General features: G+C 70.5%; 23 protein-coding genes. 9 read left to right on the top strand and 14 right to left on the bottom strand.

Features of this window, described 5'->3' with window-relative positions:
• Positions 1 to 65: 65 nt before the first annotated feature.
• The gene (locus ABZ463_RS21330; protein ID WP_362778195.1) at positions 66 to 1,295 is read left to right on the top strand and encodes an MFS transporter; all 1,230 of its coding nucleotides are present in this window, start codon (positions 66 to 68) and stop codon (positions 1,293 to 1,295) included.
• Here ABZ463_RS21330 and ABZ463_RS21325 read toward each other — a convergent pair.
• A complete protein-coding gene (locus ABZ463_RS21325) occupies positions 1,221 to 2,627 on the bottom strand; it encodes an MFS transporter (protein ID WP_362778192.1) in 1,407 nt (468 codons plus the stop codon). The genes ABZ463_RS21330 and ABZ463_RS21325 overlap by 75 nt on opposite strands.
• Positions 2,628 to 2,688: 61 nt before the next feature.
• Between ABZ463_RS21325 and ABZ463_RS21320 the strand changes: the two genes are divergently transcribed.
• A complete protein-coding gene (locus ABZ463_RS21320) occupies positions 2,689 to 3,450 on the top strand; it encodes a helix-turn-helix domain-containing protein (RefSeq protein WP_362778189.1) in 762 nt (253 codons plus the stop codon).
• A 52-nt stretch (positions 3,451 to 3,502) separates the two neighbouring features.
• Here ABZ463_RS21320 and ABZ463_RS21315 read toward each other — a convergent pair whose 3' ends face one another.
• On the bottom strand, positions 3,503 to 4,243 hold the full coding sequence (locus tag ABZ463_RS21315) for an HAD family hydrolase (protein WP_362778186.1): 741 nt from the start codon (positions 4,241 to 4,243) through the stop codon (positions 3,503 to 3,505).
• 291 nt (positions 4,244 to 4,534) lie between these two features.
• Here ABZ463_RS21315 and ABZ463_RS21310 point away from each other — a divergent pair, with 291 nt between their 5' ends.
• Positions 4,535 to 5,560 (top strand): hypothetical protein, encoded by a 1,026-nt coding sequence (locus ABZ463_RS21310; RefSeq protein WP_362778183.1) that lies wholly within the window; start codon positions 4,535 to 4,537, stop codon positions 5,558 to 5,560.
• Positions 5,561 to 5,643: 83 nt separating this feature from the next.
• Positions 5,644 to 7,563: a glycoside hydrolase family 15 protein gene (locus tag ABZ463_RS21305; protein ID WP_352015267.1), complete on the top strand. Its 1,920-nt coding sequence runs from the start codon at positions 5,644 to 5,646 to the stop codon at positions 7,561 to 7,563.
• Between the two features lie 55 nt (positions 7,564 to 7,618).
• Here ABZ463_RS21305 and ABZ463_RS21300 read toward each other — a convergent pair whose 3' ends face one another.
• The 5 genes from ABZ463_RS21300 to ABZ463_RS21280 form a co-directional block, all read right to left on the bottom strand.
• Positions 7,619 to 8,464 (bottom strand): universal stress protein, encoded by an 846-nt coding sequence (locus ABZ463_RS21300; protein ID WP_362778179.1) that lies wholly within the window; start codon positions 8,462 to 8,464, stop codon positions 7,619 to 7,621.
• A 132-nt stretch (positions 8,465 to 8,596) separates the two neighbouring features.
• The gene (lepB, locus tag ABZ463_RS21295) at positions 8,597 to 9,415 is read right to left on the bottom strand and encodes a signal peptidase I (RefSeq protein WP_362778176.1); all 819 of its coding nucleotides are present in this window, start codon (positions 9,413 to 9,415) and stop codon (positions 8,597 to 8,599) included.
• Between the two features lie 379 nt (positions 9,416 to 9,794).
• Positions 9,795 to 10,025 (bottom strand): hypothetical protein, encoded by a 231-nt coding sequence (locus tag ABZ463_RS21290; RefSeq protein WP_352015264.1) that lies wholly within the window; start codon positions 10,023 to 10,025, stop codon positions 9,795 to 9,797.
• Positions 10,026 to 10,469: 444 nt separating this feature from the next.
• A complete protein-coding gene (locus tag ABZ463_RS21285) occupies positions 10,470 to 11,228 on the bottom strand; it encodes a phosphatase PAP2 family protein (RefSeq protein ID WP_352015263.1) in 759 nt (252 codons plus the stop codon).
• A gap of 135 nt (positions 11,229 to 11,363) precedes the next feature.
• Positions 11,364 to 11,747, bottom strand: coding sequence for a hypothetical protein (locus tag ABZ463_RS21280; protein ID WP_352015262.1), 384 nt, complete (start codon positions 11,745 to 11,747; stop codon positions 11,364 to 11,366).
• 171 nt (positions 11,748 to 11,918) lie between these two features.
• Between ABZ463_RS21280 and ABZ463_RS21275 the strand changes: the two genes are divergently transcribed.
• Together ABZ463_RS21275 and ABZ463_RS21270 are read left to right on the top strand one after the other, a co-directional pair.
• Positions 11,919 to 12,986 (top strand): quinone-dependent dihydroorotate dehydrogenase, encoded by a 1,068-nt coding sequence (locus ABZ463_RS21275; protein ID WP_352015261.1) that lies wholly within the window; start codon positions 11,919 to 11,921, stop codon positions 12,984 to 12,986.
• 42 nt (positions 12,987 to 13,028) lie between these two features.
• Complete coding sequence (locus ABZ463_RS21270) at positions 13,029 to 13,232, top strand: cation transporter (protein ID WP_352015259.1); 204 nt, start codon at positions 13,029 to 13,031, stop codon at positions 13,230 to 13,232.
• Between the two features lie 219 nt (positions 13,233 to 13,451).
• Here the strand turns inward: ABZ463_RS21270 and ABZ463_RS21265 are convergent, their stop codons facing one another.
• The 4 genes from ABZ463_RS21265 to ABZ463_RS21250 form a co-directional block, all read right to left on the bottom strand.
• A complete protein-coding gene (locus ABZ463_RS21265; protein ID WP_362778169.1) occupies positions 13,452 to 15,110 on the bottom strand; it encodes a beta-N-acetylhexosaminidase in 1,659 nt (552 codons plus the stop codon).
• Between the two features lie 35 nt (positions 15,111 to 15,145).
• Positions 15,146 to 16,009, bottom strand: coding sequence for an N-acetylmuramoyl-L-alanine amidase (locus ABZ463_RS21260; RefSeq protein ID WP_362778166.1), 864 nt, complete (start codon positions 16,007 to 16,009; stop codon positions 15,146 to 15,148).
• A gap of 77 nt (positions 16,010 to 16,086) precedes the next feature.
• Positions 16,087 to 16,335 (bottom strand): hypothetical protein, encoded by a 249-nt coding sequence (locus tag ABZ463_RS21255; RefSeq protein ID WP_352015256.1) that lies wholly within the window; start codon positions 16,333 to 16,335, stop codon positions 16,087 to 16,089.
• A gap of 118 nt (positions 16,336 to 16,453) precedes the next feature.
• Positions 16,454 to 17,539 carry a LacI family DNA-binding transcriptional regulator gene (locus tag ABZ463_RS21250; protein ID WP_352015255.1) on the bottom strand — a complete coding sequence of 362 codons (1,086 nt, stop codon included), beginning with the start codon at positions 17,537 to 17,539 and terminating at the stop codon, positions 16,454 to 16,456.
• A gap of 200 nt (positions 17,540 to 17,739) precedes the next feature.
• On the opposite strand from ABZ463_RS21250, the gene ABZ463_RS21245 reads away from it, so the two are divergent.
• A complete protein-coding gene (locus tag ABZ463_RS21245) occupies positions 17,740 to 18,435 on the top strand; it encodes a TetR/AcrR family transcriptional regulator (protein ID WP_362778162.1) in 696 nt (231 codons plus the stop codon).
• A gap of 230 nt (positions 18,436 to 18,665) precedes the next feature.
• On the opposite strand, the gene bldC is transcribed toward ABZ463_RS21245, so the two are convergent.
• Together bldC and ABZ463_RS21235 are read right to left on the bottom strand one after the other, a co-directional pair.
• Positions 18,666 to 18,869 carry a developmental transcriptional regulator BldC gene (gene bldC, locus ABZ463_RS21240; RefSeq protein ID WP_013133571.1) on the bottom strand — a complete coding sequence of 68 codons (204 nt, stop codon included), beginning with the start codon at positions 18,867 to 18,869 and terminating at the stop codon, positions 18,666 to 18,668.
• 322 nt (positions 18,870 to 19,191) lie between these two features.
• Positions 19,192 to 20,049 carry a hypothetical protein gene (locus tag ABZ463_RS21235; RefSeq protein WP_352015253.1) on the bottom strand — a complete coding sequence of 286 codons (858 nt, stop codon included), beginning with the start codon at positions 20,047 to 20,049 and terminating at the stop codon, positions 19,192 to 19,194.
• 186 nt (positions 20,050 to 20,235) lie between these two features.
• Here ABZ463_RS21235 and ABZ463_RS21230 point away from each other — a divergent pair, with 186 nt between their 5' ends.
• Together ABZ463_RS21230 and ABZ463_RS21225 are read left to right on the top strand one after the other, a co-directional pair.
• Positions 20,236 to 21,339: a Glu/Leu/Phe/Val dehydrogenase dimerization domain-containing protein gene (locus ABZ463_RS21230; RefSeq protein WP_362778160.1), complete on the top strand. Its 1,104-nt coding sequence runs from the start codon at positions 20,236 to 20,238 to the stop codon at positions 21,337 to 21,339.
• Positions 21,340 to 21,489: 150 nt separating this feature from the next.
• Positions 21,490 to 21,723 carry a DUF3073 domain-containing protein gene (locus ABZ463_RS21225; RefSeq protein ID WP_352015251.1) on the top strand — a complete coding sequence of 78 codons (234 nt, stop codon included), beginning with the start codon at positions 21,490 to 21,492 and terminating at the stop codon, positions 21,721 to 21,723.
• Positions 21,724 to 21,905: 182 nt separating this feature from the next.
• Here ABZ463_RS21225 and purM read toward each other — a convergent pair whose 3' ends face one another.
• Complete coding sequence (gene purM, locus ABZ463_RS21220; protein ID WP_352015250.1) at positions 21,906 to 22,931, bottom strand: phosphoribosylformylglycinamidine cyclo-ligase; 1,026 nt, start codon at positions 22,929 to 22,931, stop codon at positions 21,906 to 21,908.

The raw sequence follows: 22,931 nt of genomic DNA, 5'->3' as shown, positions 1-22,931 counted from the left end.
GGATGCGATCTTCGTCGTTGTTCCCGGCCCGGCGGCGGCACAGGCTTGGCGGCATGTTCACAACGATGCGAACCCCGGTGAGGACCGGGAACTGGACCGCCGTCGTCGCCGTCGCCCTGGGCACCTTCTCCGTCGTCACGACCGAGATGCTGCCGGTCGGGCTGCTCACCGCGATGAGCGCGGAACTCGGCGTCTCCGCGGGTACGGCGGGCCTGGTGGTGACGGTCCCCGGCCTCGTCGGGGCGATCGTGGCACCGGTGCTCGTGGTGGCCGTCGGCGGGCTCGACCGGCGGCCGGTGCTGGTCGCGCTGGCGGCGCTGCTGGCCGTGGCCAACCTGCTCTCGGCGCTGGCCCCGGTGTTCGCCGTCATGCTGGCCGCCCGCGTCCTGGTGGGGCTGTCCATCGGCGGCTTCTGGGCGGTCGCGGCGGGGCTGGGGGCACGGCTGGCGCCGGAGCGGGCGGGGACGGCCACCTCGCTGATCTTCAGCGGGGTCTCCCTGGCCTCCGTGCTCGGGGTGCCCTCGGGGACGTTCGCCGGTGAGCTCGTGGGCTGGCGCCCGGCGTTCGCCGCGCTCGGGGTGCTCGCGCTGGTCCTGCTGGTCGCGCTGGTCCTGACGCTGCCGCCGCTGCCCGCCCTCGGGACGGTCAGGGCGCGGGAACTGCCCGGCCTGCTCCGCAACGCCCGGCTACGGCTCGGCCTGGTCGTCGTCCTGCTGATGGTGACCGGCCACTTCGCGGCCTACACCTACGTCAGGCCCGTCCTTGAGCAGGTCTCCGGCGTCGGCCCCGGCCTCGTCGGCACCCTGCTCCTGGTGTACGGCCTGGCCGGGGTGATGGGGAACTTCGTCGCCGGGGCCGTCGTCGTGCGGGCCCGGTACGGCACGGTCCTGGCCGTGGCCGGGCTGCTCGGCGTCTGCATGTTCGCGCTTCCGCTCGCCGGTGAGACGCGGGCCGCGGTCGTGGTCTCGCTGGCGGCGTGGGGGCTGGCCTACGGAGGGGTCTCGGTCAGCATGCAGACGTGGGTGCTCACGGCGGCGCCGAAGACGCCGGAGGCGGGGTCGGCGCTGTTCGTCGCCGTCTTCAACGCGGCCATCTCCCTGGGCGCGTTGCTCGGCGGCCGGGTCGTCGACACCGTCGCGGTCTCCGGCGTCATGTGGGCGGGGGGAGCGCTCGCGCTCCTGGCCGTGCCGGTGGTGGTGCTCGCCGTACGGCGCCGCGGTTCACAGGGGGACCGGGACGCGGTTGGCGCGCCAGGACACCAGGGCCAGGAACGCCCCGGCGAAGAAGGCGCCTGAGGCGATCAGGGCGGCGGTGTGGAGGCCGGGGACCAGCGGCGCGGACGTCGCGGTGAGGGTGCTGAACAGGGCGACGCCGACGGAGTTGCCGATCTGCCTGGCGACGTTGAACACCGCCGAGGCGACACCCGCGTTGGCGTCCGGCGCGGCCTGCACGATCGCGGCGGTCGCGGCCGGGACGGTGGTCGGGGTGGCCAGACCCGTGGCGACCAGGGCGAAGAGCAACTGCCAGTAGGGGGTGTCGGGACCGGCGACCAGCCAGCCGAGGAAGCCGAACGCGCCGAGCAGCAGCGCCCCGGCCATCGGGGCGTGGGGGCCGTGGCGCGCGGTGAGGCGGCCGGAGAGCGGGGCGGCGAACACCGCCATGCACACGGTCGGCAGCAGCGCGATCCCGGTGCCGAGGGCGCCGTAGCCGCGCTCGTTCTGGAAGTACAGCGTGGACAGGTAGAGCATCCCGTAGTAGCCGAGGTTGAGCAGCACCCCGACCGCCGCGGCCGGGGAGAAACCGGGGGAGCGGAAGAGCGAGGGCGGCAGCAGGGGGGCGGAGCCGGGGGTGGCCTCAAGACGCCGTTCGACCAGGACGAACAGGACGAGCGCCACGATCCCCACCCCGCAGGCCGCGAGTACGGTCGGTGACGTCCAGCCCTGGGTACCGGCCTCGTTGAGCATGCCCGCGAGCGCCGTCAGGCCGACGACGCCCAGGACCTGCCCGACGGGGTCGAGTCCGCGACCCGAGGCGCGGGCGGCCGGGGCCGGGACGTGCCTCAGGGTGAGCCACACGGCGAGCAGCGCGACCGGCACGTTGATCCAGAACGCGGCCTGCCAGTTCAGCCCGGCCACGAGGAGACCGCCGACCAGGGGGCCGGCGGCGAAGGCGACCCCGGCGACGCCGGCCCACACCCCCAGGGCTCTGGCCCGGGTCGCCCGCCCGGGGTAGGCGGCGGCCAGCAGCGCCAGCGACGTCGGCACCAGCAGCGCCCCGCCGACGCCCTGGAGCATCCTCGACGCGATCAGCGTCACGGAGGTTGTGGCGAACCCGCAGCCGAGGGAGGCGACGGTGAAGACGCCGAGGCCGGTCAGGAAGACCCCGCGGTGCCCGAGCCGGTCACCGAGGCCGCCGCCGAGGAGCAGCAGGCCCGCGAAGACCGTGCTGTAGCCGTCCACGACCCAGGCCGTGGCCGAGGCGTCGGCGTGCACGGACTCCCTGATGGTGGGGACCGCGACGGTGACGACGGTGACGTCGAGCATGACCAGGAAGTAGCCGAGGCTCAGCGCGATGAGCGGGGGCCAGACCAGCCGCTCGACAGGGGCCCGGCGGTCGGTTGTACGCATGACCGCATGGTCGTCCCGGGTCACTTAGTCATCCGTCTAACCGTTGATGTACGTTCGCGCCGTGGAGCACCCACGACGTGACCCGGACATCGCCCGCGCGGCGCGCCTGATCGCCAGCGCCTCCCGCGCCCACATGCTCAAGGCGCTCTCCGGCGGCCGTCCGCTGGCCGCGAGCGTCCTGGCTGAGGAGGCCGGGGTCACCCCGGCCACCGCGAGCGTGCACCTGCGGCGGCTCACCGAAGCCGGTCTGGTCGTCGGTGAGCAGCGCGGGCGGCATCACTACTACCGCCTGGCGAGCGCCGAGGTCTCCACGGCGCTTGAGGCGCTGGCGGTCATCGCCCCGGCCGTCCCGGCCCCCGTCGCCTCGCTGCGGGTCAGCAGCAGGGAGAACGCCCTGCGCAGGTCGCGCACCTGCTACGACCACCTCGCCGGGTCGCTCGGTGTCGGGCTCATGGAGACCTTCGTCAGCCAGGGGCTGCTCACCGGGACGCCGAAGGCCGAGGAGGACGGCCGGGGGCCCGACCTGCCCGCCGCCTACGGCCGGGCCCTGGAGTACCACCTGACCGGGAAGGGCGGGGAGGTCTTCGGCCGTTTCGGCGTCGACGTCGCCCGCCTGAGCACCAGGCGGCGCCCGGTCGTGCGCTACTGCGTCGACTGGAGCGAGCGGCGCCACCACCTCGCGGGAGGGCTGGGGGCGGCGCTCACCGGCCGCTTCTTCACCCTCGACTGGCTGCGGTACGGCGTCTCGCCCCGGGTCGTCCACCTCACCGAGACGGGCAGGCGGGGGCTGGCGGACACCTTCTCCTTCGAGGCGCCCGCCTGAGGCGCTGGAGATCGCCGCGAGGAACGGCTCCGCCGAGCCGGCCCCTGACCCGTCACCCGGCCGCGCCGCCGTACGGCTGACCGAACCCGAGCAGGGCGGGCAGCTCCTCCAGGGACCGTACGGCGGGCAGCCCGGCGGGCACCGGGGCGTCCGCCCGGTTCAGCCAGACGCCGTACAGCCCGGCGGCGTTCGCCGCGGCGGCGTCCACGTCGTGCCTGTCACCGACGTAGGCCACCCGCCCGGGCGGCAGCCCGAGCACCGCGCAGGCCGCGTGGAAGATCTCCGCCCGTGGCTTGGCGACGCCGACCTCGCTCGACGCGACCAGCACGGGCAGCGCCGTACCCAGCCCGATCCTGCGGAGCTTGTCACGCTGCTGGGCGGCGTCCCCGTTGGTCAGGACCCCGAGCCGCGGCCGGACGGCCTCCCCGGCCAGTACGGCAAGGCAGGGCGCGACGTCGGGGAAGGCACGCCAGGCGGCCTCGTAGTGCCGCAGGTAGCCCGCGAACCAGGTGTCCGCCTCGGTGTCGTCCCAGGACCCCAGGCCGAGCTCGGCGAAGAGAGTGGTCACGCGCAGGCGGCGCTGTCCGGTGAAGGTGAGCTCACCGGCGAGGTAACGGTCCATGGCGTGGTGTTCGAGCTCCGACCAGCGCCGCCGCGCCGCCTCGTGGTCGACGTCCGCCCCCGCGACCCCTGTGAGAGCCGTGGTGAAGGCCGTGGTCGCGGCCGTGTCGTGGTCGAGCAGCGTGCCGTCGAGGTCGAACAGGAGTCCCTCGACGTTCCGGTTCCGTGTCACGTGGCCGCACCGTATCCGATCATCCACGGCCGTGCACGGGGCGGTCATCCCGAATCACCCGTGGTGAACGCGCCAGGTCCCGAAGGCATGTGCTTTCGCTTTCCGCGCCGTCACTTTTCCCTCAGACCGTTTTCCCCGGGTGGTACGCCGGATCCCTCGATTACCCGGCCCGGATTCTCCAACGAATCTCTCCATAAAGTCATATTTCTGGTATGTCATATGGACCGTTGATCACGACTTTTGTGTTTTTCGATCACGTTGGCAATCGTGAAGTGCTAAAAAGGGCCTTCTATGAGAATCTTCCGGCGCCGGAAAGACGGACGATCCGCCGGAGACGCCTTCGTCGTCGGGCGTCTCTGGAACGACATCGCCCTTGACGCCGCCGTCGAGGCGGTCGAGGAAGGCTATCTGAACGCGGGACTCGTCCTCCTCGGGGAGACCCACGGTGACCCGGAGTTACGTTCCCTGCGGCTCGACGCGCTCAGCCGCGCCGCGGTCGGCAGGAGCCAGGGCATCGCCGAACTGCTCGCCGGGTCCCGTGACCGGGCCGACATCCTGCTCTGGCTCGGCCGTACGGTCATCGACGAGGCGTGGGTCATCCGGGGCGGAGGCTTTTCCGGGGAGGCGGGTGAGGACCGGTTCAAGATGTTCTTCGCCACCCTGTCCGGCGCCCACGAACCGCTCATGGAGGCGGCGAGACTGCGTCCGTACGACCCCGTGCCGTGGGAGTCCATGATCTGGTTCGCCCTGGGCATGCAGTTCGACCGGGCCGAGGAGGACGAGATCTGGGAGGAGACCGTCTCCCGTTCCGCCACGCTCTTCTCCGCCCACTGGGCCCGGATTCAGGCGCTTTCCGAGAAGTGGGGCGGTTCCCACGAGGAGATGTTCTCCCACGCCCGGGAAGCGGCGGCGTTCGCGCCCCGGGGAAATCCGCTCACCGCGATGCTGGCGCTGGCGCACCTGGAGTATCTACGCGCCGAGGAACGCCGTCTCGTGGTCGAGAACAAGATGATGGCCTACATGAAGTTCAGCATGCGGTATTTCTCCGAGCGGGTCGTCGGAGAACTGAAGGACGCCGAACGCCGCTGGACGGCCTACGCCACCGCGCACCCCCGCGACTTCGAGGCCCACCATCTGTTCGGGGCCGTCTTCGTCCGTGAGGCGAGCACGCACGACCTCGCGGCCAGACACCTCAGGCAGGTCGGCAACCGGGTCGGGCGCGGCGCCCCGTGGAGCTATCTCGGAGACCCCGCCGAGGAGTTCGCCGCCGCGCTGCGCAGGCTCAGGATCTCCCTGCCGGGACCCCGCGACGACTGAGGGGCGACCTTTCTCACCTGCGGTTTCGTGCCTAGAGTGGAAGGAGACGACCGGCTCGCGGCAGGTCGGGAAGGCGGGATCCGATGACGGTGAACCCCCTGACAGGTGTGCTCCGCGACTGCTCTCCGTTCCCTCCGATCGCGGACTACGCGTTCCTGTCCGACTGCGAGACGACCGCCCTGGTCGCGCCGAGCGGGAACGTCGAATGGCTGTGCCTGCCACGGATCGACTCGCCCAGCGTGTTCGCCGCCATCCTGGACCGGGACGCCGGGGGCTTCCGCCTTGGCCCCGCCGACATCAGGGTCCCCGCGGCACGCCGCTACCTGCCGGGAACCATGGTCCTGGAGACGAGCTGGGGCACCCCGACCGGCTGGATCGTCGTGCGCGACCTGCTGGTCGTCGGCCCGTGGCACCACGACGACGAGCTGTCCCACACCCACCGCAGGGCGCCGACCGACTACGACGCCAGCCACGTCCTGCTGCGCACGGTGCGCTGCGTCAGCGGGGAGGCGCAGGTCACCCTGGACTGCGAACCCATGTTCGGCTACGGCCGCACCCCCGGCCGCTGGTCCTACACCGACCGGGGCTACCACCAGGGCGTCGCCAGGGCCGAGGGGGAGTCCCTCGAACTGAGGCTCACCACCGACATGCGGCTGGGCTTCGAGGCGACGCGGGCCACGGCGCGCACCCTCCTGAAGGAGGGCGACACCCGCTTCTGCGCGCTGACCTGGACCGCCCACGAGCCGCCCTACACCTTCGACGAGGCGTACGGCAGGCTCGTGTGGACCGCGCACCACTGGCAGCACTGGCTGGCCAGGGGAGACTTCCCCGACCACCCGTGGCGGAGCTTCCTCGAACGCAGCGCCCTCACCCTCAAGGGCCTGACCTTCGCCCCGAGCGGCGCCCTGGTCGCGGCGGCGACCACCTCCCTGCCGGAGACACCCGGTGGCGACCGCAACTGGGACTACCGCTACAGCTGGATCAGGGACTCGACCTTCGCCCTGTGGGGCCTGTACACGCTGGGCTTCGACTGGGAGGCCGACGACTTCTTCTGGTTCATCGCCGACGTCGCCGAACGCGACGAGGAACTGCAGGTCATGTACGGCGTCGACGGAGAACGCGTCCTCACCGAGCACGTCCTGGACGACCTTGAGGGCTACGAGGGCTCCCGGCCCGTCCGGGTCGGCAACGCCGCCTACGACCACCGGCAGAACGACGTCTGGGGAGCCGTCCTCGACTCCTTCTACATCCACACCCGCTCCAGGGACCGCCTCGACGAGCGGATCTGGCCGGTGCTGCGGCGGCAGGTCGAGTCCGCGATCAGATACTGGCGCGAGCCCGACCGGGGCATCTGGGAGGTACGCGGCGAGCCACGGCACTTCACCAGCTCGAAGGTCATGTGCTGGGTCGCCGTGGACAGGGGGGTACGGCTGGCCAGGCTCCGCCAGGACACGGCCCTGGTCGCCCGCTGGAGGCGGATCGCCGACGAGATCCACGCCGACGTGTGTGCCAACGGCGTCAGCGAGCGGGGGGTCTTCAGGCAGCACTACGACTCCGACACCCTGGACGCCTCACTCCTGCTCATCCCGCTGGTCGGCTTCCTGCCGCCGGACGACCCCAGGGTCCGCGACACGGTGCTCGCCATCGCCGACGAGCTGACCGTGGACGACCTGGTGCTGCGTTACCTGCCCAAGGAGACCGACGACGGCCTCACCGGTGAGGAGGGGACCTTCACGATCTGCTCGTTCTGGCTGGTCTCGGCCCTGACCGAGATCGGGGAGCACCGCAGGGCGCGCAGGCTCTGCGAGAAGGTGCTCTCCTTCGCCAGCCCGCTCGGCCTCTACGCCGAGGAGATCGACCCGCTCAGCGGACGTCACCTGGGGAACTTCCCCCAGGCCTTCACCCACCTGGCCCTCATCAACGCGGTCATCCACATCATCAGGGCGGAACGCGGCAGGTTCGGCGGCCGTACGTGGCGCAACCCGGCGACCGACCCCCTGTGAACCCGGCCACCGGGCCGTGCTCGGAACGCCGGGGAGACGCCGGGCGGGCCCGGCGCTACCGCGAGGCGCTGAGCGGCCGGTGGGAGGGGGCCACGACGACCGGGCAGGGCGCCCCGCGCAGCAACGCCTGGCAGAGCACGCCGAGCGGCAGTTCGGCCGGGTCGTCCCAGCCACGGTCCCCGACGACCACCAGGTCCGCGTCCTGGGCCGCCCGCTGGAGGGCCGTGACATGGGCGTCGTCCACGACGGTCGTCTCCACGTTCACCTGGCCGTATCTCTCCTCAAGGATCGAGACGGCCCGCCGGAAGCCGACCATGTACTCCCGGGTGTCCCGCGCCTCCTCGGGGATCAGGCAGATCGCCCGCAGCGACGCCTTGCGCAGCCACGCCTGTTCGAACGCCAGCCGCAGTTCCAGCCGCTCAGGGGCGGTCGCGTCGACACCGACGACCACCAGGTTCGTCGGAGGGCCGGGCCGTTCCCCGACGACGGCGACCGGGCAGTAGGCGTGCGCGGCGAGCTGTACGGCCGTCGAGCCGATCCGCAGCTCCGCGAAGCCGCCTGAGCCACGCCTGCCGACCACCAGCAGGTCGGCGGCGCCGGACTCGCTCATCAGGACGACGGACGGCGACCCCAGGTCGAGTGAGGTCCTGACCTCGATCCGGGGAGCCAGCCGCCGCGCCAGGTCGACGCCCTTGTCGAGCACCTGACTGCCGAGGCGTTGCACCGTCTCCATGCTGGCCAACGGCACCGGAGTTCCCTGGGACCACTGCCAGGCGTGGCAGACGACCAACGGGGCGAAACGCAGCCGGGCCTCCTCGGCGGCCCACCTGAGCGCCCGTTCACTCGCCTCGGAACCGTCGTATCCGGCGACCACAGGCCGCTGGTCGGCGTTGTACTGCATCGCGCTGCCTCCCCCATGTCCCCTGTTTCCATCCTTGTCGTACTTCGCTGACCAGGGGGAACACCACGCCGTAAAACCTCCCCCACGGCCTGGCGGGGGAATCGGGGGTTACCGGAGGGGCCTACCGGGGAGTCAGCGGCGGCGGCGCAGCCGTCTGCGGGTGCGCAGGCGGACGAGGGGCACCGCGACCGCGGCGCCGAGCAGCAGCGGAGCCCCGGAACCGAGGGCGGCCGTCGCCTTCAGCGCGGACTGGGAGAAGGTGTCGGGGATGGAGATGACGTCGGCGTGCGAGAACGGCCAGACGATCACGAAGGCGCGGCCGATCACATGGTCGATCGGGATGGCGCCGCCACCGGGGGCACCCTGGTGGGCGCGCGAGTCGGACGAGACCATCCGGTGGTCACCCATCACCCACAGCCGCCCGGGCGGGACGGTGATCTCGAACGGCGTCACCGAGGGCTTGTTGCCCGGGAACAGGTAGGCCTTCTCGTCGAGGGGGACACCGTTGACCGTGACGCGGTCCTGGCCGTCACAGCACTTCACCTTGTCACCGGGGACGCCGATGACCCGCTTGATGAAGTCCTTCTCCGTGGGGACCAGGCCGAAGAGGGAGCCGACCCAGTTGAGGGCGCCGGTGACCGGGTTCGAGGGCTCCTCGAACTCGACCTCGTCCGGCCAGGAGTCGACGCCGCCGGAGAAGACCACCACGTCACCGCGCTCGATGTCACGCACCCGGTAGACGAGCTTGTTGACCAGGACCCGGTCGTTGATCTGGAGCGTGTTCTCCATCGATCCGGACGGGATGTAGAACGCCTGGACGATGAAGGTCTTGATCAGCAGGGCCAGCAGAAGGGCGACCACGATCATGATGGGCAACTCCCGCCAGAGAGAGCCCTTCTTCTTGTCGCTGCCCCTGGCCGGCTGTTCCACGTCCTCCGCGACCACGTGCACCCCGTCCCGGCCGCCCGGCCTTCAATGGTTTCTCGCTGATGAGCCTAGATCATGCCTACTTCCGACGCTTCGCGTCGAGGCGATCCCGCCTCTGAGTACCCAGGAGAGGCGCTCCCGACACCGTCCGTGAAGTGAGGAACGCCCACGTGTGACGCCGGTCAGGGTCTCTCCCACGAGGAACCGGACCACCGCCGTCCCCGTGTTCTGGCCGGGACGGGCGGTCTGGCCGTGTGTACGGCCGGGAGCACCACCGAAGCGCTACCGGGGTGTTCCAGGGCACTGCTGAAACACCGCGGGGCACCGTGGGGGCACTACCGAAGCACTACCGGGGCCGGCACGTCACGGCCGCCAGGCCGTACGAGGCGTTAGGGCACGCGGCTCAGGCGCTCGCCATCGCCGTCTCGGGCACCGGGCGCTGCGCGACAGGCTCGGGAGCGGGGGCGGCGGGCAGGGTGGCCGAGGTGACCACGGGGGCGGCCTTCTGCGCGGCCGGGCAGGAGCAGTAACCGTTGGTGACGATCAGGCGTCCCCGCTGCGGGGTGTAGTCACGGGAGTCCGTGGTGAGAAGAACACCCGTGCAGGTATTGCAGACAATCGGCTGACGATCCATGGGACGGCTTCCTTTCCGAGGGTTAGCCGTCGAACCCTAGATGTCCGGCCGGCTGCTGGTTCCTTGCTGGAAAATACTTAATCTTCCATTAAGGATTTCTATCCTACTTCGTAGCTTAAAGTAGCCCAATGCGCACAGATCGTGATATTGGGTGATTTTTCTTGATCTTGTCCATGTGTCACGAACCCTGCGATGGCCATTGTGGGCTTTCGAAGGACCAGTGTGGGGGATCGAGCGGTGTGACTCTGGCAACAAACCTTTTTGCCTTCATCATCCATGTCGCCCCCCGGCTTTGAGCGGAAAATTCAGTAAACGGTGGCATATCACTAGATTGACGGCACCCATTGCTGATCTTTGTCAGAATCTGTGGCGACGTTTCCTCAGGTGAGAGCCATCAGAAGAAGATCACGACATTCGAACCCGGGACCGGCACCACCGTGACGGTTACTCGCGGTCACCCCGGGAGAACGCCTCCGGCTCGACCCCCTCGACGTACGGCTCCGCGGGCCTGCGCCCCTCCTCCCGCCGCCACCGTTCGAACCCCGCCGTCGTCCCCGCGGTCACCACGACCCCCAGCGCGAGCCCCGCGACCACGTCGCTGAACCAGTGGACGCCGAGGGCGACCCGCGTGTACGCCACGAAGACCGCCGACACCGCCGCGAGGGTCCAGGCGGCGGCCCTGGACGCCGGTCCCCTCAGCCGGGGCAGCAGCATCAGCACGAGCACGCTCGCCCCCGTGGCCGCCGCCATCGCGTGCCCGGAGGGGAACGACCACCCCGGCGCCCAGGAGACCGGGTCCGGCAGGACGGGCCTGGCCCGGTTGACGATCTCCTTGATCAACACGTTCAGCACACCGCTGGCCGCGATCGTGACGACCGCCCAGACCGCCGGGCGGCGCGCTCCCCGGTACCACGCCCAGGCCGCGGCGGCGACCACGAGCACGCGCCAGGTGTTGGGGCCCAGGATGTCGGTCCACGCCCCGAGAAGACGCGCGTAGCCGGGGTCGGCCAGCACATAGGCGTGCAATCCGGTGGCGATCGCCTCGTCGAGGTCGTTCAGCGGCTCGAAGGAGATCAGCACGAGCACGAGCAACAGGACGAACGGCACCGAGAACAGTGCCACGGCCCCGACCGCGAACGTCAGCCGCATCCCCAGGCGGCGGTCGGAATCCTGACGGCTGCGCTCTCCGAGTGTCCTGGCCATCATCCATCGCTACCCGAAAGGGGACGGATATGCCAGGGATTCGACCCGCACGGGGCGGGAACGGCGTGCCACCGGCGCTGCGGGGCCCGGCCGTCCCGATCAGAGATCCTCAGACAGGGACTCCCGGAACGCTCTTCAAGCGGCGTTCCTGCTCTCCCGCCGGGTGGTCCAGCGCAGCACGTCACAGTGCCGCCGCTCGGCCTCGGCCAGGGCCGACTCGTCGAGGTAGGAGTCGAGCACCGCGCGTAACTGCGGCATCTGCTCGGCCACGTCGGCCCACGCCTGGGCGGGCTCGTCCCAGCCGAGTTCGATCAGCGCGTCCAGGTGCGCGGCGTAGGCCGTCCACCACTGGCGGCTCAGCTCGGCCAGGAACCCGCTCAGGCCACCGAACTCTTGCTCGATGTCCGCCTCCCACCACGGAGGGACCGTGGTGTCACCGGTCTCCGCCATGTCCCTGAGCACGATGTGCACCAGGGCGCGGCGCCTGCGGATGATGGTCGAACGTGACAGGATGCTCATGTCCACACCCTGCCGCCCCCAGTTTGCCGAACGCTTAACGATCTGTTGACGGCAATATACGGTGCCCGCGGAGCCCGCGACGCGGGAGCATCCTCGCCTGAGGACGACTCCGACCCCGTACGGCATGGCCGGGGCGGGCCGCGTCCCGCCGGGGGACTACCCTGATCGGTGATGTATCGAATCGTGTTCACGCAGGTCCTCAGCCGCATCGACCCGGAGGACATCCACCACCTGACGGTCGGCGGGTTGCGCCTGCTGTCGGCGGCCCCCGTGGTCAAGCGGCTCGTCCACCGCAGGCTCGCCCCACGCGACCCCGCCCTGCGGGTGCAGGCCTTCGGCGTGCACTTCCCCAGCCCCTTCGGGCTGGCGGCGGGGTTCGACAAGGACGCCAGGTGCGTCGAGGCCATGTCCGCGCTCGGCTTCGGCCACGTCGAGGTCGGTACGATCACCGCGCACGCCCAGCCGGGCAACGCCAGGCCCAGGCTGTTCCGCCTGGTCAGGGAGCGGGCGATCATCAACAGGATGGGCTTCAACAACGCCGGTGCCGCCGCCGCGGCCAAGGCCCTCGGCAGGACCCGCGGGGTCCCCGTCGTGGTCGGCGTCAACATCGGCAAGACCAAGGTCGTGCCCGAGTCCCAGGCCGCGGACGACTACGTGTCCAGCGCCAAGGAACTCGCCCCCCTGGCCGACTACCTGGTGGTCAACGTCAGTTCGCCCAACACCCCGGGCCTGCGTGACCTGCAGGCCGTCGAACTGCTGCGCCCCCTGCTGCGGGCGGTCAAGGAGGTCGCCGACGGCACGCCGAGGCGCACCCCGCTGCTCGTCAAGATCGCACCGGACCTGGCCGACGAGGACGTGGACGCCGTCGCCGACCTGGCCCTCGAACTCGGGCTCGACGGCGTCATCGCCACCAACACCACGATCAGCCGCCAGGGCGTGAGCAGCACCGAGACGGGCGGCCTCTCCGGACGTCCGCTGCGGGCCCGTTCGCTTGAGGTGCTGCGCAGGCTCAGGGCACGGGTCGGCGACCGCCTCGTGCTGGTCTCCGTCGGCGGCGTCGAGGGCGTCGACGACGTCTGGGAGCGCCTGCTGGCCGGGGCGACCCTGGTGCAGGGCTACACCGGCATGATCTACGAGGGGCCGCTGTGGGCCTGGCGGATCAACCGCGACCTGTCCCGGCGCCTGCGGAGGCACGGTGTCACGGATGTGCGCCAGATCATCGGCCGCACCGCGGGCTGAGGTAATACCCTGGGAGGGTAAACCTCGACACCTGGAGGCGTGATGAGCCTGAGCACATACACCGTCACCGGCATGACCTGCGGCCACTGCGTGAGTTCGGTCAAGGAGGAGGTCGGTGAGGTCCCCGGCGTGACCGGCGTCGAGGTCGACCTGGCCAGCGGCCGGGTCGACGTCTCCGGTGAGACCCTCGACGACGCCGCCATCCGCGCCGCCATCGAGGAGGCCGGCTACAAGGTGGCGGGCTGACCGCCCGCCCGTTTCTCGTACGGCACGCCCCCCGGCGCCACCCGCCGACCCCGGCGCGCCCCGCACCCCACGCCCCCGGCCGTCCGGCCCTCCCGCCGCGACGTCCACGACCACCCCGGGGAGCCCGTGACCCCGGCCGCCACGGGAGACGATCTCCCGCGAGGGCCGTGACCCTCACACCGGGGACCAGACCGTGGTCCCCGGTGCGGGGCCGTACCGTCACATGCTCGGCCGGGTCGAGTCGGCGTCGTGGGTCATGCCCTCAAGGCGCTTCATGACGTCCTCGGCGTTGACGAAGCCGGGGCGGTGGCGGCGCGGACCGGCGCCGCCGAGCTGCCACGGGCGCGGCCCGGACAGCGGGCGATACTCGACGCCGAGCGCGTCCAGCCTGCGCAGGTGCCGTTCGAGCCGCGCGTCGAAGTCGGCCCCTGGCGTGCCCGACCAGGCGACCTCGGCCAGCGCGCAACCCCTGGGCCACGCCCGGTAGTCAAGCGCCCTGGCGTCGGGCAGCCGCTCGCTCCACAGCTGGAACTGCGCCCCGATCACGTGCTCCCGCTGCGCGTCCGTCCACGACGACGGCACGGGCTCGTAGGCCACGACGTCGCCGACGGTGATGGTCTCGCCGATGGCCAGCGGCTCCTCCTCGGAGGCCGCCTCCGCGTAGTCGAAGTACAGCGGGAAGACCGAGGTCTGCACCACGTCGTGCCCGGCCTGCGCGGCCCGCTGCGCCACGCCGGGGCCACGCCAGGGCATCACGATCGTGTCGGGCCGCAGCATGCCGCTGACGAAGGCCTCGTCCCACACCACGGCCCTGCTGCCCCGCTCGGCCAGCACGTCCGCGAGCCTGCGCAGGAACCACGCGTGCAGGTCGCCCACGTTCTCCAGGCCGAGCTCCGCCTGGAAGGCGACGATCTCGGGGGAGGCGGCCCAGTCGTCGAGCACGCACTCGTCCCCGCCGATGTGCACGTACGGCGTCTCGCCGAGTGCCCCCAGGATCTCGTCGATGACGACGGTCAGGAAGTCGACGGTCGACGGCAGCGGGGACAGGATGGCGGTCGAGATGCCCCAGCGGTCCAGCACGGTGAACGGCTCGGGGGTCCTGCCGCCGGTCGCCCGCGCGTCGAGCTCGGGGTAGGCCGCCAGGATCGCGCAGGCGTGCCCCGGTACGTCGATCTCGGGCACGACCGTCACGGCCCGCGCGCGGGCGTACCCGGAGATCTCCGCGAGGTCGTCCAGCGTGTAGTACCCGCCGTGCGGCACCTCGTCGTAGACCGGGGCGTCCTCGTGGTGCCCGACGATCGTACGCGGCCGGTGCGAGCCGACCTCGTGCAGCCGGGGGTAGGCCCGGCTCTCGACCCGCCACCCCTGGTCGTCGACCAGGTGCAGGTGGAGCCGGTTCAGCTTGTGGACCGCCATGAGGTCGATCATCCTGAGCACCTCCCGCTTGGGCAGGAAGTGCCGCGCGAGGTCCAGGTGCGCCCCGCGCCACGCCAGGCGCGGCGCGTCCCGCACGGTGACACCGGGAACGGTCCAGCCCGCACCCCCGGCCTCAACGGGAGCCGCGCGGAAGGCCGCGTCGGGCAGCAGTTGCCGCAGCGTCTGGCCCGCGTAGAACGCCCCCTGGCGGTCGCCGGCCGCGATCCGCACCCCCCGGCCTGTCACCTCAAGCGTGTAGGCCTCGTGGCCGAGCGCGGCGTCGTGCTCGACCGTGACCGCCCCGGCCTCTCCCGCCCCCGCGGGCCTCAGGTCGAGCACGGACAGTGCCAGCCGTACGGCCCCGGCCAGGTCGGCGGGGCCCGCGACGGGAGCCCCCGGGGAGAGCTCGAACGAGTCGGTGGAGGTTTCGAAGGCGACAGGACGTGGCAACGGCGCATTCATGCTTCAGATCATGTCAAATCGAACATGATCGCGCATTACTTGAGATAGTTCTGCAGCCCGTTGGCAAGGGCGAGGGCGGCCTTCTGGCGGAACGCCGGGCTCTGGAGATTCGCCGCGTCCCCCGCGTTGCGCATGTTGCCGCACTCGATGAAGATCTTCGGCACCGTGGAGAGGTTCAGGCCGCCCAGGTCGTTGCGGAAGTCGAGGGCCTTGCTACCGATGTAGGTGGAGTAGGGCGTCCCGGTGCCCGCCTTGTAGGCGTTCCGTACGTCGATGCCGAGCTTCCTGGACGCCCCGACCACCGGGTCGACCGGTCCGTTGATCTTCTTCGGCATGATGATGTGGAAGCCGTGGTCGCCCGCGGACGCCCCGTCGGCGTGGATGGAGATCGCCGCGTCGGCGTGGGCCTTGTTGCCGACCGCGGCCCGCTCGGTGATGCACGGCCCGAAGCCCGAGTTGTTCTGCCGGGTGAGCTTGACCGTCGCGCCCCTGCTCTTGAGGATCTTGGCCAGCCGCTGGGAGACGTCCCAGGTGAAGGCCGCCTCGGTGTAACCGTTGTTGGTCTCGGTGCCGGTGGTGTCGCAGGCCTTCTTCTGGGTCAGAACGTCGACCTGCTTGTTGATCTCCGCAGGGTGCCGGTAGTTCTGCCCGTTGTGGCCGGGGTCGATGACCACGACCTTGCCCTTCAGCGGGTCCGCGGGAACGCTCCCGCCCGTCGCCGGGGTCTCAGGAGCCGGGGTCGCCGTCCGCTCCGACAGCGCGGAGGCGGGTGAGGCCGTACCGGAGGCGGGGCCGCCGTTCTGCGCCGGGGCCGCGCCGGTGCCGCCCGTGGTGCCGCCACAGGCGGCGACGCCAAGGCCGCACAGAGCAAGAGTGGCCACGAGTGCTTTGCTGGTCACGCTCATCCTCCTCGAAGGAACCGTCAACCACCCAACCTACGTGGCCCGGGACCGTTACCTCGCCGAGACCCCGGCGGTCACCAGACCCGCTCTCCCGTCTCCTGCCTCTGCAGCAGCGCGGCGAGTTCTCTGGCGTCGTCCGCGTCCAGTCCGAGAACCACACGCGGACGGCCCCATGGATGGTCGATCGAATGGGCCACGTAGCTCGCGACGGACTCGGCGCCCGTGTCCTCGCCGCGCCCTCTGGTGGCCCGCCAGTGCGCCCATGCCCGCTCAAGCTCGGCGGCCGCCCGTTGGGCACACGAAATCAGCTCAGGATCACGCATTGCTACCCCCTCGTCACATCGCAGTCAACACCCGCGTGTCTTCGCGACATCGAGGGTTGACCTGCTTTTGACGGGGACTTGGGGCCCGCCTGGACCTGTAACGCTCCAGGCAGGCTCCCTACGGCAGCGCGGGGCCCGTGCTGCGCCGTACGACGAGCTTGGGAGTGATCTCGCGCAGCCGCGCGACCTTGCCCGGGTCGCCGATCCGGTCGCTCAGCAGCGCCGCCGCGGAGCGCCCCATCGCCCTGCGGGGCTGGTCGACGGTCGTCAGCGAGATCGGCTGGGTCCCGGCGAGGTGGACATTGTCGTATCCCACGACCGACAGGTCCTCGGGCACCCGCAGACCGAGCTCGGCGGCGGCGGCGAGTACCCCGATCGCCACCGTGTCGTTCGCGGCGAAGATCGCGGTGGGACGGGGGTCGCGGGTCAGCAGCCTGCGCGCCGCCTCCGCCCCGCCCTCCTCGGTGCACTCGCCCTGCTCGACCATGATGTACGGCGCCAGCGCGTGCCTGCGCATCGCGACCAGGTAGCCCTCGCACCGGAAGCGGCCCGAGGAGAACCGGGTGCCCTCGATGTGGGCGATCCTGCGGTGGCCGAGTTCCACGAGGTGGTCGATGGCCAGCCGCGCCCCGAGCTGGTCGTCGTCCACGACGATGTCCACACCGCCCAGCTCGATGTCACGCTCGCCGACCACGACCGTCGGCGTGTAGCCGGTGGCCTCGACGAGCGTCTCGCTGGTCGGCGCGATGCCGAGCAGGACGAGGCCGTCGACGCGCAGTTCGAGGAACGCCTCGACCGCCTCGTCCTCGAAGGCCGGGTCCCACTGGCTGTTGCCGATGAGCAGCCGCAGGCCGTCGCCGTGCAGGCTCTCCTGCAGGCCGTCGAGGAACTCGGCGTAGAAGGGGTTGTGCAGGTCGGCGACGAGCGCCCCGACCAGGTGGGTGCGGCCCTCGACGAGGCTGCGGGCGACCGCGTTCGGCCGGTATCCGAGCTCTCTGGCCGCCTGGAGCACCGCCTGCCTCCGGTGCTCGCTGACGTGCGGCGATCCGCGCAGCACGAGCGAGACCAGTGATTTGGAGACACCGGCGCGCTCGGCCACATTGCGGATCGTGGGCCGTGGACGCGGCCCCGCGCCGTCCTGTAGGACGGGGTCGGCGAACTCGCGCGCTCGGGTGACGGTGGTGTTGACCGGTGGTCCTGACATGGCTCTCCCCCGGGAAGTGGTGGATGGGCACCTGTCACTCAAAACGATCGAGTTACGAATCGGGTACGGCCTGAAGGCTGTTTCCTGGATCTTTCCCCCCACTCCGGTCACCCAGATGGCGGCTCACCACGGCGAAAGCCCGAAAAACGACTCTTGTTTCTCCCCGCCACCCCTTGATCGGCTCGGCTAGTGTGCGGGACGTGGGTTCGATATCCGGGGCCGAGGAACGGGAACGGGACAGACCCGCGGGGCGGGGCGCGCGTCCCGCACGGCGCAGGCTCAGCGTCGACCGGCGGCGTGAGGAACTCGTGGCGGCGGCCCTTGAGCTGTTCGGCGCGCGCGACGCGGAGGACGTCTCCATCGACGACGTCGCCTCGGCCGCGGGCACGTCGCGGGCGCTGGTCTACCACTACTTCGGCGGCAAACAGGAGCTCTACGTGGCCGCGCTGCGCAGCGCGGCGGACCAACTTGAGGCGCGGCTGCAGCCGAGCGAGAACGGCGGCCCGGTCGAGCGGCTCGCCGTGGGGCTGGAACGCTACTTCGACTTCGTCGAGGAACGCGCCGCAGGCTTCGCGGCGCTGGTCAGAGGCGGCCCCGCCAACCGCAGTGGCGAGGTCGGCGAGATCGTCGACGGGGTACGGCACCGCCTGCTGGGCCTGGTGATGAGGCTGTTGCGGGTCGAGGAACCCGGACCCGTCCTGCGGGTCACGCTGCGTTCGTGGATCGCCTCGGTCGAGACGGCGGCCCTCGACTGGCTGGAGTACCGCGACGTCGACCGGCGGGTGGTCGAGCGCATACTGGTCGACCACATGGTGGCCACGCTCGGCGTGGCGGCCGGTCACGACCCGAGGGTCGTGCCGTTGCTGGAGAACCTGGTCTCCGAACACGCACCGTGACCGGCTCGGGAGATCACCGGGCGGGCCGTGGGTTACGGAGCGTGCGGACGGAGTGTGGGGGCCGGGGCAGGGGTGGGACCAGGCTTCGGGGCCGCGTGGCCGTACGGGACGATGTGGGGCGGCGCCGGGCGGGCGACGCCGCATCCCACATAACCCGTTTGGCCTCACGCGCTCACGAATCCGACGTGAGCGCGCGCTGGATCCCCCCTAGGTCCGTGACGGCCCCCGTCTTACTCCGAGCGCTGTTGCGGAATCCCCGCCAGCAGCGCGCGAACCTCGGTTTCCCGGTAGCGGCGGTGTCCGCCGAGTGTGCGAATGGACGTTAGCTTCCCGGCCTTCGCCCACCGGGTGACGGTCTTGGGATCGACCCGGAACATGGTTGCGACCTCCGCCGGGGTGAGCAGCGGCTCTGCCTCGGGTGTACGAGCTGACATTTGTGCGGCCTCTCCTCCATGTGGACCGGCGACAGCGATCCTGCGACTTGACGCTTGTCACGGATGTTGTCCCCCTATGGCCCCTTGCGTGCGGCTGTTCGGGCCATATGCGGCATCACCCGATGTGACCATACAGCCACGTAGAGCGATTGGCGAGCCTTTGAGTGGCTCATCTCTCTTGTGCACCTGTTGTTGTCACGCTCGGTGATTCTAGCGACACGTTTCGTGGTATCGCAGTGAAAACGGCAAACTACTCAGTTCGTAGACGTGTCACCGGTCATCGACGAACCTACTTATGCAGGTCAGAGGGATGATTTGCGACTCAGTTTGCTGATTCGAGAAGTTGTATTGATCTCCAGCGGAGGATCACGCGCTGGTACATGGCGTAGGCCAACTCTTCCTCGCCGTTCTCCAGACCTGTCAGCGCGGCGGCGATCTCCGCGACCGACTGGTCGGCCTGGAGCTTGTCGTCGCCCATCAGGTGGACGATGCCGCCGTAGTCGAGTTCCACGAGCGAGTGCGGGTGGAACTCCTCAAGCCAGCGGGCGATCTCCTCGACCTCGGCGGCGACCGCGACCTCGCCGACCTGCCTGCGGATGATCTGCAGGGCGCGGGCGCAGCGCCGTCTGGCGTGGGCCATGGACGTCACGTAGATGAGGTTCCTCGTGGTGGTCGTGCCCTCGGGGTCTCCCTCTCCTTCGAGCACGAGCCAGCGCTCGTTGCCGTCGAAGGGGACGAACCACGACGTGGGAACGTGCCAGGTCGAGGTACGGATATGGGTGCGCAACGCGGCGGCCCCGCCACGGCGCTTGAACTTGTCGAAGTCGTCGGCCGTCTGCTCGGCGACGGAGATCGGTACGAACCGCTCCATCAGCCTCACGGGGGTCGAACCACGGAAGCGGGAGAAGGCCAGCCACGATCTCAGCCGGCTCTGCCACGGGCAGACGTAGAGGACGTCCTCGACACGCCTGAGGTAGGCGTTGGGGCTCTCCTGGGCGGGAGCGGGGGACGGGGGCACCCCCAGGAGACGCCGTACGGCCTCGCCGTGCTCGGCGTGGAGCGCGCCCGCGCGGCGAGGCCGGTCGGTGGCCTCGGCGTAGGCGGCCCAGGATGAGCGTTCCGGCGGGGCGAACGCGGTCAGCGGTTCGTAGACACGGAGGTACGCGGCATAGGGCAGCACGTCCGCATCGTGTCACGAAGGGCGGGCCGTTGTCCGGTGCCGCCGTCGTGAGGAGTTCCGTCGTCCATGGTGTCTCGGCTGGTGAGACCCAGGGGGCGCGATCGCGGCTCGTTACATGGTTCTGGCTACGCTGAGGGTGATCTCCGCCGCAACGGAGCGGCGGACGGACGACCGGGAGCCACCACCGTGACCGACGTCTTCGGGCTGTCCCACAAGGACACCAGCCCAGCGAACAGCCAGGCCAGGCACGAGCAGGTCGTGTTCTGCTCCGACGAGCGCAGCGGCCTGCGAGCCATCATCGCCATCCACAACACCGCCCTCGGCCCCGCCCTGGGCGGCACCAGGTTCTACCCCTACGACAGCGAGCAGGCGGCCCTGACCGACGTGCTCAACCTCTCCCGGGCGATGGCCTACAAGAACGCCCTGGCCGGTCTCGACCTCGGCGGCGGCAAGGCCGTCATCATCGGAGATCCCGCCGTCGACAAGAACGAGGCCATGCTGCGCGCCTACGGCAGGTTCGTGCAGTCCCTCGGCGGCCGTTACTTCACGGCCTGCGACGTCGGCACCTACAGCGAGGACATGGACCTCGTGGCCCGCGAGAGCTCCTACGTGACCGGCCGCACACTGGCCAACGGCGGGGCGGGCGACTCCTCGATCCTGACCGCCTACGGCGTGTTCCAGGGCATGCGGGCCGCCGTCGAGCACGTCCACGGCACGTCGGAACTGCGCGGCAGGAGGGTCGGTGTCGAGGGCGTCGGCAAGGTCGGCCACCGCCTGGTCGACCACCTCGTCGAGGCCGGAGCCGAGGTCGTGGTCTGCGACGTCAGCGAGCGGGCCGTCGAGCGGGTCCGCGCCAGGCACCCGCAGGTCGAGGTGGTCGCCGACCAGGTCGCGCTGACCGGTGCGGACATCGACGTCTACGCGCCGTGCGCCCTGGGCGGGGCACTCGACGACGAGACGGTGGCCAGGCTGCGAGCCAAGATCGTGTGCGGCGGGGCGAACAACCAGCTCGCGCACCCGGGGGTGGAGAAGGAGCTCGCCGACCGCGGCATCCTCTACGCGCCCGACTACGTGGTCAACTCCGGCGGCGTCATCCAGGTGGCCGACGAGATCCACGGGTTCGACATGGGCCGCGCGAAGGCAAAGGCCACCCAGATCTTCGACACGACTCTCAAGATCTTCGTGACGGCGGACGAGGATGGCGTCCCTCCGGCGGTCGCAGCCGATAGGCTAGCGGAGCGCAGAATGTCGGAAGTCGGGCGAATTAGGGGCATTTGGCTGGGCCGCTAGCCCATCACGCCCATACGGCGTACCGAGCCGGGCGTAAAACGGGTACGGTTGTAGTCGAACGAGAGCTGACGCCTCAAGTCAGGTGGCGTCAGTGCGTGGTGCGTTAGCGACGAGGGGTCGGGCACGACCCCACACGAGGGGGTCGAGCCAATGGGGCGCGGCCGAGCAAAGGCCAAGCAGGTCAAGGTTGCTCGCCAGCTGAAGTACAACAGCGGTGGCACTGATCTTGAGCGTCTTCGCGACGAGCTCGGAGTCAGAGACGACTCCAACCACAATGACGACGCCAACGACTCCTATGACGAACTGGCTGAGCGGTACGCCGATTACGCCGATGACTACGGCTCCGGAGACGACCGTGAAGACGGGACGTCCGGCCGGCGTTAGGCGGCTTCACTTCGAATACGAGTGAGAGACACCCGGAGGCCGAAAGACCACCGGGTGTTCTCTCCCTGCGTCTTTTCCCGACAGCGCTCCGGCTCCCGGAGCGCTGTTCGGCGTTTTCACGGAGGCGTTCCGGACGCCGAGACGCCCCGGGTGGCCATCCACCCGGGGCTCGCCGTACACGGCTAGCGGTAACGCGCGACACCCGTGCCGGGGACGACCTCGCCGAGCACCCAGGCGGGCAGGCCGCGCGCCTTGAGCAGCGCCAGGGCCGGATCGACGGCCTCCGGCGCGACGATCGCGGCCATGCCGACCCCGAGGTTGAAGGTGCGGTCCATGTCGGCCTGCGCGATCTTCCCGTGCCCGGCGAGCAGCCCGAAGACCGCGGGCGGGGTCCAGGAGGAGCGGTCGAGCAGGGCGTCGAGCGTCGGCGGCAGGGAACGGGACAGGTTGCCCTCAAGGCCGCCGCCGGTGATGTGCGCGTAGGCGTGGACCTCCGTCGCACGGGTCAGCTCAAGGCAGTCCAGGGCGTAGATCCTGGTCGGCTCCAGCAGTTCCTCACCGAGCGTGCGGCCGAGCTCGGCGAACTGGTCGTCGAGCGAAAGACCGGCCTGCGCGATGACGTGCCGTACCAGCGAGTAGCCGTTGGAGTGCACGCCGGAGGAGGCCAGCGCCAGCACCACGTCACCCTCGCGGACCCGGTCACGGCCGAGCAGTTCGTCGCCCTCGACCACACCGGTCGCCGCGCCCGCCAGGTCGTACTCGTCGGCGCCCATGGCGCCCGGGTGCTCGGCCGTCTCACCGCCGACGAGGGCACAGCCCGCCAGGCGGCAACCCTCCGCGACACCGCCGACGATCTCGGCGATCCGCTCGGGGACGACCTTGCCGCAGGCGATGTAGTCGGTCATGAAGAGCGGCTCCGCACCGCAGACCACCAGGTCGTCCACGACCATGCCGACCAGGTCGATGCCGATCGTGTCGTGCTTGCCGAGGCGCTGGGCCAGCATGACCTTGGTGCCGACCCCGTCGGTCGAGGTGGTCAGCAGCGGACGCCGGTAACCGAGCAGCGCCGAGGCGTCGAACAGACCGGCGAAGCCGCTGGCGTCGTCGACCACCTCGGGCCGTCGCGCCCGCGCGACCTTCGCCTTCATCAGCTCGACGGCGCGTTCGCCCGCGTCGATGTCCACACCGGCGGCGGCGTAACTGGTCAT

It is taken from the genome of Streptosporangium sp. NPDC020145 (assembly GCF_040631275.1).
Taxonomy (GTDB): Bacteria; Actinomycetota; Actinomycetes; order Streptosporangiales; family Streptosporangiaceae; genus Streptosporangium.
This window is presented reverse-complemented; position numbering and strand designations above follow the sequence as displayed.